Here is a 14,266-nt window from a genome sequence, read left to right as displayed (position 1 = left end):
AACAATATGTGGAGAGCATAAATGGAACATCGTGATATTAAACGTTTGAAGGATGAACATCCAGCTATAAAAATAATCAATGCCGACAATAGTCCATTGATAATTAGTTTTCTCAATCAACAATTCAAAGAAACCACGGTTCATGAAATTCCAAAGGATGAACTAAAATCAAATCTGTCAAATTACCTTTACCATTTAGAAAAACAAGAAAGTATAAAATATCCTAGACAACCATCTGAATATCTAGAAGATTGGACAAATTCGGGATTCCTGGGAACTTTTCGTAGTTCTTCGGATGATATGATATATTTTGAATTGACACATCATACTGAAAATGCACTTCATTGGATCAAAAACCTCATTGAGACCAGAAAATTTGTTGGTACCGAATCCCGCCTCTTGGTAATTATTAGTACCCTTAAAGAACTAGCGTATACCAATACGGATAATCCGATTGAAAAATTGAACGAACTGAAGAAACAAAAACAAGAGATCGAACTTAAAATCGAAAAAGCAGAAGCAGGTATCGTAGATACACTTACTGATACACAGATAAGAGAACGATACTTCAATATATGTGAAACTGTAGACAACATGTTAACAGATTTCAAGGAGATTGAGCACAATCTTCGTGTGCTTGATGGAGAAACCAGAAAAAAATTACTCCAGGTAAATGTTCAAAAAGGTGAGGTACTTGATGAAGTGGTCTCAGCCGAGGATATTATCTTCAATTCCGACCAGGGAAAAAGTCTTGAAGCACTCAGGAACTTGCTCCGATCATATAATCAACAAGATGAACTTGAGAAGCTAATTGGAATGGTTCTTGCAACTCCACAAATACAGGAAGTTAAGCAACAATCATCTATTCTTGAAAACATGTTAATTAAATTAAGTAGAGCAGGTGGCAGAGTTCAGATAGTTGATCATTCACTTGCTGAACAATTAAGTAGATTCCTCAATAATCAAAATTTTCTGGAAAATAAAAGAATAATGGAAGTTATTGGAAATATTAAATCAGTGGCGTTTGAAATAAAAGATAATCCACCCACCGATGTAAATTTTGTTGAGCTTGGTGACAAAGCTGATATCGAAATGGTTATGGACCGAACATTATGGACATCAAAGACAACAACAAAATTGCAAAAAAGAGAAGTTGTTCTCGGTTCCGCAGATGATAATGATGCTTCAATCCTATATAATCGGTTCAGTATTGATAAAAAAGAACTTGAGGGACGCATACAAAAATTCTTGGAAAAGCATTCTCAGGTATCATTAAAAACAATCATTGAAGCGTATCCCATAGAGAAAGGAATTGATGAATTGGTAGCTTATATCACCATAGCGTCAGATGATGAAAATGCTGTCATAAATGGAAATATTCCAGAAATAAAAATGATTTCGAATAATATCAATCAAATGCAATTTTTGGTACAAATCCCCCAGATAATATTTTGTCGGAGTGAAATATGATTGAAAATAATAGACAGCTTCCATATGCCATATCGGTTATAAAACTACTAAAAGGAAATGTATTCAAAGATGATGAAGTCACATGGGAAAATATTGTTCAACATAAACCAGTACTAAAAGAATATTTTGCAAACATAGGCATCGAACTGATCATTCATGAAGACGATGGGTATGCTTTTCTCAGACAGCGTAGTAATGACGAACGAACTGAACAAGCACTTCCGTCTTTAATAAGCAAAAAGCAGCTTTCTTATCATGAAACACTATTATGTGTATTTCTTGTAGAACAATTGTATGAAGATCAACAAGAAACAAGCGACAGGTCACCTTTCTGTACCATAGATCGAAAGACTATAATCAGCATAATGAAACCATATATGGAAAAATCTTCCGATGGAGCAAAAACCGATAAGAAGATTGATATTCTCATTAACAAGGTTAAAAAATATGGATTCTTGAGAGAACTGCGCACTGAAAAGGATACTTTTGAGATACGATCAATATTATTTGCATTAATAGATAACGAAATTCTCCACGTGATCAAAGACAAACTGCTTGAACATAAAAATGAAATAAATGAGAATGACATCGAAGGCGGAGTAAACGATGCCACAGAATCTAATAGCTGATTATCTTGATGATAGTAATCTAAAAGGATATAGATTACATAAACTTGAAATTTATAATTGGGGTACATTTAACCAGAACCTCTGGGTTATCGATCCACAAGGATTCAATTCACTGATGACTGGTGCCAATGGATCAGGTAAATCAACACTGGTCGATGCATTAATTACTCTACTGGTCCACCCTTCTAAAATCGTATATAACCAGGCAGGTGATGCAAAGAAGGGCGAAAGATCAGTTAAATCATATGTGCTCGGAAGTTACACAACCGAAAAAGACACTTATAACAATGCAAAACCTGTCAATCTACGTGATGGAAGCAACTACTCTGTCTTACTATGCTACTTCTATAATCGCGGTATCAAGAAAGGAATGACATTGGCACAGATATTTTCCACCGATGGAGAAAAAGTGAAAAAATTTTTTGTTACCTCAGAAGAAGAATTGTCGTTCCAGGAACACATCGAACTCAAGGACGGTGAGACAGACATATTTGCTATAAAGAAACGTATTAAGAATCTACCAAATACTTTGGTTTTCGATTCGCATCGCGAATATAGTCTGTCGTTTCAACGATATTTCGGTATAAGATCTGAAAAGGTATTGGATCTATTTTTCCAAACCGTCTCGATGAAGAATATTGATGAACTAACCCCATTCATGCGACATCATATGCTCGAAGAGACCAATTTCACAGGCATGATCAAAGAAATGTTGAGGGGTTTCAAATCTCTTACAAGCATATATGAATCTATCCAAAAAGATAAGAAGCAAATATCTATGCTTGGACCAATGATAACAAATATCAAAAAATTTCAGGTAATTGACTCGGAAATTGAAGAGTTAAATAGCTGCAAAATGTATTTGCCATATTACATTGGAGAAAGAAAATATGATATGCTTACCCAGTTCATTAAATTCACGAAAACTGAGCTCGCTGAACTGAAAGAAATGATCCAGAGAAAAAAGGATGAAATTGAACAATTAAGAGATAGCGCATCTAAAGTAGAGTTGGCAATATCCCAAAATGCTGCTGGAAATAGGGTACGGCAATTGCAAGAAGAGATTAAAACTCTGGAAAAAGACAAAACAGAAAAGAAAGATAGACATGAACAATATGTCAAAAATTGTATATCCGTTGGAATTGCTCCACCGTACAATGAGGTTGCCTTTAAAAATGCTAACAATATTGCTAATGAAAAATTGACACAAATAGATAACAAATGGAACGAATTTACAGATGGAATAAGCGAAGCATTTGCCGATAAAAAAGATCTGGATAAACAATTTAGTGAATTGGATGACGAACTTCAATCATTGAAGTTGAGAACTACTCAGATACCATCTGATAATCTGGCAATTCGTGCCGATATTCTTAGAAATTGTGCCATTGATGTAGCAGAACTACCATTCGTAGGAGAACTCATAAAAGTCAGGTCAGATGAGAGTGAATGGGAAGGAGCACTGGAAAGGCTCCTGCATAACTTCGGATTAAGTATGCTTGTACCAGAAGAACATTATAAGACAATTAGTAAATATGTCAATCAAACTAATTTAAAAGGTCGCTTGGTTTACTTTAGAGTTCCCGATGGATTTAGACAATCTAAAATAGATAAACACGAAAAAGATATGGTTGTCGATAAAATAGAATCCAATGAAGATTCAAGGTTTCATGGGTGGATATATAATGAACTAATAACAAGATTCAATCTTGTCTGCTGTGACAACATCGAGGATTTCCAGAAAGAACCAAGAGCAATTACTCAAAAAGGACAGATAAAAGGCAGTGGTGGCAAACATGAAAAAGATGATCGGTGGGACCTGCAGAATCGAAGGAAATATGTTCTTGGGTGGGACAATAAAGAAAAAGTTCGAATAATGGAAGCACATAAAGACGAAGTATTCAGAAGTATTCAGAAATGTGCCAGCGAGCAAGCCCAACTCAAAGAAGGACAGAAAAAATTGGGCGAAGATAAAACCGTACTTAGTAGTATCCTTTCCATTAAAAGATTTGATAGTATTGATTGGCAATCCGTGGTCAACAACATCAATGAACATCAGGAAGAGATAACAAAAATCAGGGAAAGTTCAAATGATCTGCAAACTCTGGAAGATAAATTACTCGAACTAAAAAAAGAAATAAGTCGCAAGGACGACGAAAAAACAAAACTTGAGCGCGAAGAAACGCGCAAAGGCGACAGTATTAGGAACAGGGAAACCGAACTCTGCGACTGTATCGAAACACAGAAGGAAAATCCATACCACGGACAAGAGAAATTACCTGATGTGTTAGTCCATTTGACAACACAGGATATTTCCCTAGATTCGATTGAAGGAATACATCGCGACACAGAATCTAAATTGGCTCACACCATCGATACAAAAAATAGTAGACTCAGAGGACTAACCAATGATATTGTATCGAGTATGACAGAATACAGAATTGCTTATCCCGAAGAAACATTTGAATTTGGTAATCATATTGAAGATATTCCTACTTACAGTAAGATTTACGCAAGATTACTGGAAGATGATCTACCAAAACATGAGAATGAATTTCGAAAAAAACTGCAAAATGACACATGGGATTCAATTTCCCGTTTCTCCGCCGAACTCCACGACGCAGAAAGAAAAATCAAGCGAGATATTAATAAAATTAACGAATACCTTCGTGAGTTGCAATACAATCCAAACACATATTTCCAATTGACAACTGAAAAAACAACTAGTCAGACAATAAGAGAGTTTAGGAACGAACTGAAAGATTGTTTACAAAACAGTATACTACCAGATGATAACGAAAACGAAAAAAATTTCCAGAAAGTAAAGAGTTTTTTAGATAAATTCAAAGGAACAGATACATCCGATAACATCTGGATAAACACTGTAACAGATGTCAGGAACTGGTTAGTGTATGCAGCAGAAGAAAAATCATGTACAGATAATCGCATTATTCGCGTTTATAGCGATTTGGACGGATCATCTGGTGGCCAGAAAGGAAAACTTGCGTGTACAATTTTAGCTTCTGCTCTTGCATATAGATTTGGACCAGGTGGAGACAATCCCGAATCCAATTCGTTCCGTTTTGTTATACTTGACGAAGCATTCCCAAGAGCTTCTGATGACACTACCAGATATGGATTTGATCTATTTGATAAATTGAACCTTCAGATATTGGTCGTTACCCCCGAAAGAAGCATTGATGTAATTGCAGATTATGTTAATTTCATCCATGTAGTATCAAATACAGTCAATGGAGATAACTCAAAAATACTTAATATGACAATACAGAAGTATAGAGAGGAAAAAACAATGAGGCAACAGGAAGCGATGGCGTGTTAATCAAACCCAATGAGATACGAACAAAAGCATCTCGTTGCTATACAGATATTCTGGTATCATCGATACAGGATACTCCAGATTTTCCTATATACATACGATTTCGTAAAATTAAACCAAAGGATGCCCGTGGAAATATATCCCTAATTCGGGACGAACTCAGTAATCTGATTAATGGATCAAAAGAAAAGAAAGGATACGGCTACACGATAGAATTAATTGAGAAGAATCATAGAGAGATAGGTAAACAGCAGTTACCGAACAAGATTTTTTTCGAAACCCTCGACGATTACCTTAAGTTCATACGGAGAGAAACAGAATATCACCAATTTCTATCTACTGTACAGCAGATATCGGAAGAACTTCCCCAATTGATACCATGGATCAAATCTAGCCCACAAAAAGTTATTGGCAATCTAAATGAATGGGACGATATAATCAAAGTGTGCAAATATTTTATCCAGAACCCACAGCCACATATATTCATCCGTGAAATCCCTTTGGACATATCCACTAAATTCATTGAAAAAAACACATCTATCATCCGACCTCTTCTGAATATCCTTATTGCAGATTACCTGAATGAAGATGAAACAAACTTCAATAAACGCTTCAATTTGAAATATGATGAAAAATTAGTTCGATTCCGAATACTCGATTCTGAAATAGCACTGGAATTCTTCAATGGTATAGATGATATGAGTATTCCACAGAGCCAATTCAATCAACTTAATATACCATGTCATAATGTGTTTGTTGTTGAAAACAAGACCAATATGCTCACCACTTTCCTGACCATGCCATCTATGGAAAAATCTATAGCTGTGTTCGGTAAGGGATTTGATATAGTTATGCTGAAAAATGCAAAATGGCTATCTGATAAACAAATTATATACTGGGGAGATATTGATCCACATGGTTTCCAGATATTGTCACAAATGCGGAGTTATTTCCCACAAACGCAATCTTGTATGATGGATTTCGATACCTTCAGAGAGTTTGAAGATTTGGTCGTTACAGGAGCATATACTAACGTTACAGAACTGCAGAACCTGACCAGTGAAGAACATCTGTTGTTCGAACATCTCAGCAATCTTGAAAAGAACAACCGATTAGAACAGGAAAAGATTACTCATGAATATGCTTTGAAGAAGATATATGATATTGTGAATATTTGATATTTAATATTGTCATGTTTCTTCAAATTCAATTACAACTTTGAATGATTAATCTACTAAGTACAATTCCTTAAATTGGCTCTTTGCATAGTTGTCTGTCATACCTGAAATATAATCACAAATAGTTGATAGATAGATGTAATTGCATTCTAACAAGCATTTCAAAAATAAATCTTCTTGAGACTCTAATTTGCTAATATCCTGAGTATTTATAGATTTTAATCTCTTTAATATACCATCAGTAGAAGGGTTTCTTTCCCTTTCCGACTTAAAAAACAGTCTACCAGACTGTTCAGGTAGAATTACATTTCTGCTTATATTTTCAATTTTAAGAGTTTCAATCAAGATGGATATTTCACTTCTATCACTATCAAAATTAATATCCTTCAATTTTCTTTTTCCATTGTTACCTATCTTTAATTCAATATCATATATATGAGAAGTATCTTTGATTTTCGACAATAATCTATTAAATACATAACTTGGCATTTGAAGTGGATTACGATAATATGCCTTGAAATGTTGTCTTGTTATATAGTGTGCTTTCCCATCAAACTTGTTTACTTCCCACGAGTTGAGAATTCTTTGTTTGATTAATTTTTCAATGGAAATGTTCAGCTCCTGACCAATTGGTGAGAAACTGATTAAATCTTGGTCAATTATTTTCCTGCTGCTGTCATCTATTAGATTCGATATCTGCAGGAGGTTTTTTTCAGAATGTTTTAGAACGTCTAATATAAAATATTCGATTATATCTCTTACTAAAACTTCTTGCTTATAGAATTTCGTTGATTCGTTATGTGATTCCAAATTTGTTTTTAAATCATTCAACAATGAAAGAGATTCTTCGTGTTCTAATGATGTATATTCATAACTAATATCATTGCAGAGTTCTATTATTTTCGAATAAACATAGTCAACATCTAGTTTAAGTGAATAGTCTCTAAAACCATCATCTATATCGTGTTGCCTTTGTGCAATTTCATCTGCAATAGCAACTATTTGACCTTCTATGGTTACTGAGTGTCTTTTATCTAAGTACAATCTTGGAATTAGTGCCTGGTCATTTACAAACTTTTTGATATCCCAACAATTTCCACAATTCTTGCAATCGCTGCATCTCTTTGTTTTTGTATGCTTCAGGATACCTTCAAGCACTTGCCATGTAAGATTTAACCCATCATTAGATTCGAATTTTGTTTGTACAACATCCAAAACACGTATGCCATTGAAGTTATGTTTGAATCCCCCGTAATTTATTGAATATTTAACCATTCCCAGGTCGTCTTCGCCTTTCATGACTTTATCTAAAACTCTTTCTCCCTGATGTCCAAAAGCAGTATGACCAATGTCATGTCCTATTGCAATAGCCTCAGCCAAGTCTTCATTTACATAAAAATATCGTGCAAGACTTCGGGAAATCTGACTAACTTCTAGTGTATGTGTTAAACGAGTCCTAAAATGATCACCTTTGTCATTAGAAAACACCTGAGCTTTATGTTGCAGCCTCCTAAAAGCCCTTGAGTAGAGAATTCTATCCCTATCTTTTGCAAATTCACTTCTCTTTATTTTTTCTAGCATAGGGGAATTCAATGTGACCTTCGCTTCAATATCCTGATTCAATCTATCAGATGATTGATATTCTTGCTGCAACTTGTGATTCATGTTTGTTTAGATCCGTTGTATTATTGTTTGCAGTAATTCACTTTTTAAATTAATATTTTCCATCAATTTTAGACTGCTGTTGTTGCTTCAGAGTAGATTTCTTCTAAGCGCGTATAGTGATCTAAATCTTTTGCCTTTACAGCTTCCAAAACAATATGCAAAATACTGTTACATTCATGAACATCTGTTAAAATCAAAGATCGAGAGAGACCCGTCTGATGAGAAAAATTATTTACAAACTTATCAACTTTTATTCGATTACTTTCGTTTTCTATTAATAGCTCAAGTCCCTTTTTTAGCCCAAATGAATATTTAAAACCAGTGAATGCTTCTAAAAATCGACGAGTTATATTTGGTAATTGATATAAGTTTTCGAAATCAGTTGTTGGGTTATCATCAAAAGATTTTATTTTATAAAATAGATAGTGATACTCAGATTTATAGTTTAACAGAAAAGAAGGTAATTCGCGTATATCTGATACTTCAGCAGTATCTTTAGTTATTCTTTCAATTAAATAGTAGCGACATTTTTCTCTATTTCCTCTAATACCTTTAAACCAGTCTTTCATTAAATTGAAAAATTCGAAATTATGTGTAGAGATAAAAAGCTGATTACAGTCTTCTAGTTTGGATTTTATTACTGCAAATGTATTGTACAGGTGGTTTGAATCCAAGCTAGAAATAGGATCATCAATGAAAATAATCGCATTGGAAATATCTGTGTCCTGATCTTCGAGACGAGTTAAGAAATATGAAAATGCAATTGCCGTTTTTTCGCCTTCACTTAAATTTTTAGCTTCTCTTCCTTCTCGTAAAATTTGGAACTTATTATTTTCAATAGCTTCTAACTTAATATGCTCTTTTCCAAAAATGCTTTGTAATTCCCCATTTATTTTCTCTGCAGCTTTTCCAATATCAGATAAGTTTGATTTAATTTCTTTCAATGAAGCTTCATGTTCTCTAATTTCATCGACTATTGAAGTTATTTTGATATCAAACTCGAGTAATTCATCCAATTTAATGTAATAATCATTGTCTTTGTTGAATTCACATGCATAATGCAATTCTATTTTTGTAAATGCTTCTGTTTGCTCATTTTGAAAATTATCACAAATATTATTGTGTTTATTAATAATTTCATTGAGAGCATTGAGATCTTCAATAATAAGATTAATACTAAAAATGGGGAAACTATCAGTGTATTTATCAAAAGGATTATTCATTTTTTTATTTAGCAAATCACTGACTTCTTTTATTTTGTCATTGTAAGTATTTATGGACTTATCAAGATTATCTTTTGCTTTTATATAGCCATCTTCTAATTGAGGATTAACTCTTTTTTCATCGGGTATGGAAAGTGAAATTTGATAAGTATTCAGCTCAGCAATCTGTGCGTTTAATTCTGACAGTATAATTTCATATTCTTTAGAAAAATGATTTTCATATGCTTCCAGTAAATTAACATCAAGTTGATTTCCACAAAATTCACATTGATTTTTATCTCTATGTAAAATAAGTCCTTTTTGAATCCAATTGTTAAGTTCAGGATTAGCTTTAAGCTTTTCAATTGTTTGTGCTATAACTGTCCTCTCTAACAGTTCTCTAAAATTTTCTATTTTTTCTTTATCTAGAAGGTGAAATGAAATCTCAGAGATTTTATCTTTTGAAGGAGTGTTTATTGTTTCAATTAATGTGCCAAGTTCCCTTTCATTCAAGAAATATTCATCTATGGTATCTCTAAATACTTCCAATGTCTTTTTCAATTTTGACTTATTATAGGGTGTCTTTATTCTATTGAGTTCTCTTGCTTTATCAGTTAATTTTTTCTCTAAATCATCAAGATGTCTCAATTTTTCTTGTCTATGGTCCTCTTTTTCATTTTGTAAATTATCAATTTTTGTGTCCAATTCTTCTATTTGTTTTTGCAATTCAATATCTTCTTCTCCTAAAATAAAAATCGGATTAGCTTCTTGATCGTCCCAATAAAGATTATCATTTACAAAATCTGTATTAAAAATACGGAATTGATATGAAGAATTATCTAAACTATCATGTTTAATTCTATTAGTATTAATATCTGTAAGTTCAAATTGCGCATCAGAAAAATCAAGATGAAGATTATTCAATTCAATACACCTAAATAATCTAGATAATGTTGTTTTACCTGAGTAATTCCATCCATAAATTAAATTGTACTTTTTAAAATCAGGTGCACAAAATGTCAAGTCTTTGTAAATTCCAAAATTTTTGATAGTATCGATCCTCTCTATCATTTCTTTTTCACCAATCCCAGAAATATCCCATTATTCATCATTTTTCCCAACCTAATTAATCTTAAAGATTTTAATCGATTTACCCAAGACTTTGTTTTTATTTTGTTATATTTCACTAAGCAAGTGATTATTTCTCAAGAGAGTAATAAAACTAAGAAAGAACTCTGCATCCGAGGTTTCTTGCTTCTAAAATGTTCATCTTTAATTTTTCTTTTAACAAAACTAACATGCCTTTCAGTTTTTGTACTTTTCATTAAAATTCTTAAATTTATTTAAGTTTGCTCTTTTTATTTTCTGTAATTCTACAAAAATGATTGAAATCATAATATACCGTTTTCTTGGGCATTCATGGTAAAATAATATTCATGCACACAAAATTACCTGGTGTTCTTCATTTATTATCAAACGTTTTTGTTTCCCTCAAAAATCTCCATCCAACACCTGTCCCAATTTAAACTTAAGCCTCTCTTCAACACACAAATACCCATCAATTGACCAAAATGGAACGTCTACAGCCTTTATTCTAATGCATCCGTCCGTATCACCTTGTTTGACAACAAAAGTATAGTCCTCTGCCAATTCCTCAGATGTATTAGGATAGATGAGTAAAACCTTATCATTCCCTCTTCTATAAGCATAACTGACCATCTGATACATATCAGATTGAGAAATACCCTTCTTTGAATCTCCACTCTCCAAATCCCAGCGTGGTTTGTATTTTGTATCAATGATTATCTGTTCACCAGTTTCCTTGTTCGTGAGCAAAATATCATGTTGGAGGTTGAATGTTTTTGGATCATCATGTAGATAAAGGTCTGATTTTTGAGCTTCCACTTTAAACGTGTCACTAAAATGTTTTCGAATAAAGCCTGCTATGAACTCTTCAAAAATAAGCTCCATAGGGAATAGCAGACTCCAATTCTTCATATCATAGTTCTCATGTGAATATACCTGAGTTTCCAGTATCATACTGCAGATATGAACAATCTCTTCATAATCCCCGTATATGGGGGATATTTGGAAGCTCGAGAGTTGCGATGGGGAACATACCTGATCATCCACTTCATCCAACACAAAAATGATATCATTCAACAATCTCTGGGTTTCAGAAATCCTAGCTTCTGAAAGCAATAATCTAGTACAATATTTAATTGTACGATTCAGTGAATTGTCAAACACAAAAGGTTCATAATCACAATCTATCTGGTGATAATTGCAATATGAAATCAGATCCACATAACGGGTGAAATTTATTCGACCACGCGGTGTTTGTAAAGCCTCAGATACTTCTTCATAAACAGAATAAGGCTGGGTGCTTACAACTTCATGTATTTGATTTGCAAATAAGTAGATGATAAGTTCTGGCAATTCGTATATCTCACATTTATCAAGGAATGCCTGATTGAAAGGGAATTTCACTCTATTACAATAACTCAACCAGTAGAACAAATGACGATGCATGTGGTCTCTGCTAATATCAACAGTATTTTTGAAAATCTTGGGGAATATCTCTACCTTGAAATCCTCAAAATGAATGAAGCCTGCGTAGTTCCTTGCTCTGGCTAGATCCCCATCAAACATCAAAAAAGGCTGGTACTTTTTTCTCTTATTGAGAGAATCATCTTCTTTCTTAGGTGGCCAAACCTCTTTGTATTCTCTCCACAGAGAATACAAATAGGATTCAAGAGAAACTCGGTCAGGAACTTTGACCTTCTCATCGTATTCAAATATCTTTTTCATTGGTCTACTGCTGTATTTGCCAGTCGTATTGTTCAGTATCATATTTCACTGACCAACTGCTTCCTTTGAAGATTTCCTCAACAATATCGGTTTTACCTGAGAAGTATTCCATTAGAAGTGGTATCACCTTATTGCTAAGAACATCAGGTATACCAATACTGTTCATAAAATAGCCATGGCCTATCAGATAATCCGCTGATTTCTTGCGTTCATGTATCTCCTTATTTATATGTCTGAGAATGCTGCGCTTCTCATCCGATAATAATGTATAATCTGGGAAATATCCAATGAATTCGAAACGTCTTCTAAGTGCAATATCGATAAGGGCAATTGACTTATCAGCAGTGTTCATGGTTCCTATAAGATAAAGATTCGGAGGTACTCCAAAGACCTTATCTTCATTTGGAATATTGACCATCAGCTCATTATTAGCTCCTATGCGCTTATCTTCTTCCAGAAGCGTAATCAATTCACCAAAGACCTTTGATATATTGGCTCGGTTGATCTCATCAATTATGAGGACATATCTTTTGAGTGGAACTTGTGTTGCAACTTCTTTTCCTCTTTCCAGTAATTCATTCACCAAGGGGTCAAAATAAGATCTACGACCACTGTTAAGTTCTTTAGTACCTTCATAAAGTCCCTTAAGTGTGCTGATATTTAGCTTACTTGATTTTCCAACACTGTTTCTGAAACTGATGTTACCATTATCAGGATCGATATCTGTGATCCAAAAGGAAACCTTTCCAGAAAGCATTTTAACTTCGATTTCTTTATTCTCGGTTTCTAAGGGTTCCATAAATTCGAAGAATACTTCATCGAAGGGCCTTAGTGCATCAATTATGTTTTGGAATTGCAAGTAATTTTGCTCTGCTCTTTTACATAGTTTATAAAATATTCCTTCTGTCCTTTTGAACTTAAGATCGGAATCATCGAGGTCTGGACGAATACCTACCATAAAATCTTCATAACCATAATTTTGGTGGAACGTAACAAATTCGATTTGTCCTTCTTCCCTTAATGAATCAAAGACCTCTTTATTTTCATCATGATTTCCACTATAACCAGTGATAATTTCAACTGCTCTATCAATAGTATTGTAGGTCTTTCCTGTACCAGGAGGACCATACAATATAATGTTACATGGATGCTTAGGCAGGTCATCCTCCTTTTTTACAGGTGGTGCTTTATCGGATATGAATTCCACACCAAAATAAGGTTTGAATAGTATCTCATTAGCTTCATTCAGATCTTTGGGAGTAATCTCTGAAAGAGTGCTGTTACCACTTGGATAGATATCGTTTCTTTTGTGTTTTATTCCGTAAGGGTACTTTTTGATTGCAGGCTTGATGTATTCAACTTCCCTGTAGATCCATCCAGACTCACCAGTAATGTCTTCTGGAACATATTGCCAGGGCCCAGGCTTAATCTTAGCTATTGAATAAACTTCATCTCCTCCAACGGTAATGTACACATAATCACCAGCATCAAGTGTATTTTTAAATCTCTCAGCTTGGCCTTTTTTGGTGCTTTCATGAAGTACTATCCAGTTGTTTTGTTTTAAAATTTCTAATATGTCAGCATGTTTTTTTAGTTTAAAGGCACCATGTGACATTTTGTAGAGTTTTTGCTCTTTTAGAGGGATTTGTAATAATTGGTCATGTATTTCAGTTTCCATATGTATACATTCCTTTTAACCTGTGAAACTGTAATTCTAATATTTTATGTAATGTTAGTCGTAAATTCGTTTAAAATATTTAAATTTTTCAAATAGGCTTTCATCAGACACATAAAAGGAACAATAGCTAATCCAGAAAAAATAATTTATGAGCTTGGTAGCGTCGCAGACTTAGTATGTGTAAAAGCTTCACGAGGACATTTCAGACTTGAAAGATACAAGAGTGATTCAATAAAGATTTTCAATCTTGATGAAGATAAATATGAGAGCACTGTAAAACCATTACTAAAAGAGAT

8 protein-coding genes are annotated in these 14,266 nt (G+C 33.6%); 4 read left to right on the top strand and 4 right to left on the bottom strand.

Translation table 11 applies throughout. The features are described from left to right. Positions 1 to 21 precede the first annotated feature (21 nt). From V7O62_RS02725 to V7O62_RS02710, 4 genes are read left to right on the top strand one after another with little or no spacing between them, the layout of a single operon-like run. Positions 22 to 1,470 (top strand): DUF3375 domain-containing protein, encoded by a 1,449-nt coding sequence (locus V7O62_RS02725; RefSeq protein WP_406657487.1) that lies wholly within the window; start codon positions 22 to 24, stop codon positions 1,468 to 1,470. Next, positions 1,467 to 2,099, top strand: a complete 633-nt coding sequence (locus V7O62_RS02720) for a DUF4194 domain-containing protein (RefSeq protein WP_406657486.1) — start codon at positions 1,467 to 1,469, stop codon at positions 2,097 to 2,099. The genes V7O62_RS02725 and V7O62_RS02720 overlap by 4 nt, the downstream gene beginning before the upstream one ends. Then, the gene (locus tag V7O62_RS02715; protein ID WP_406657485.1) at positions 2,077 to 5,439 is read left to right on the top strand and encodes an ATP-binding protein; all 3,363 of its coding nucleotides are present in this window, start codon (positions 2,077 to 2,079) and stop codon (positions 5,437 to 5,439) included. The genes V7O62_RS02720 and V7O62_RS02715 overlap by 23 nt, the downstream gene beginning before the upstream one ends. Next, positions 5,433 to 6,614, top strand: coding sequence for a Wadjet anti-phage system protein JetD domain-containing protein (locus V7O62_RS02710; RefSeq protein WP_406657484.1), 1,182 nt, complete (start codon positions 5,433 to 5,435; stop codon positions 6,612 to 6,614). Before V7O62_RS02715 ends, V7O62_RS02710 begins: the two co-directional genes overlap by 7 nt. Positions 6,615 to 6,662: 48 nt before the next feature. Here V7O62_RS02710 and dgt read toward each other — a convergent pair whose 3' ends face one another. From dgt to V7O62_RS02690, 4 genes are all read right to left on the bottom strand, one after another. Next, the gene (gene dgt, locus V7O62_RS02705) at positions 6,663 to 8,195 is read right to left on the bottom strand and encodes a dGTP triphosphohydrolase (RefSeq protein ID WP_406657483.1); all 1,533 of its coding nucleotides are present in this window, start codon (positions 8,193 to 8,195) and stop codon (positions 6,663 to 6,665) included. A gap of 152 nt (positions 8,196 to 8,347) precedes the next feature. Further along, positions 8,348 to 10,552, bottom strand: a complete 2,205-nt coding sequence (locus V7O62_RS02700; protein WP_406657482.1) for an AAA family ATPase — start codon at positions 10,550 to 10,552, stop codon at positions 8,348 to 8,350. A gap of 420 nt (positions 10,553 to 10,972) precedes the next feature. Next, positions 10,973 to 12,292, bottom strand: a complete 1,320-nt coding sequence (locus tag V7O62_RS02695; protein WP_406657481.1) for an McrC family protein — start codon at positions 12,290 to 12,292, stop codon at positions 10,973 to 10,975. Between the two features lie 4 nt (positions 12,293 to 12,296). Next, positions 12,297 to 13,970, bottom strand: a complete 1,674-nt coding sequence (locus tag V7O62_RS02690; protein ID WP_406657480.1) for an McrB family protein — start codon at positions 13,968 to 13,970, stop codon at positions 12,297 to 12,299. Between the last annotated feature and the right edge of the window lie 296 nt (positions 13,971 to 14,266).

Source organism: Methanolobus sp. ZRKC2 (assembly GCF_045291185.1).
GTDB lineage: Archaea > Halobacteriota > Methanosarcinia > Methanosarcinales > Methanosarcinaceae > Methanolobus.
This window is presented reverse-complemented; position numbering and strand designations above follow the sequence as displayed.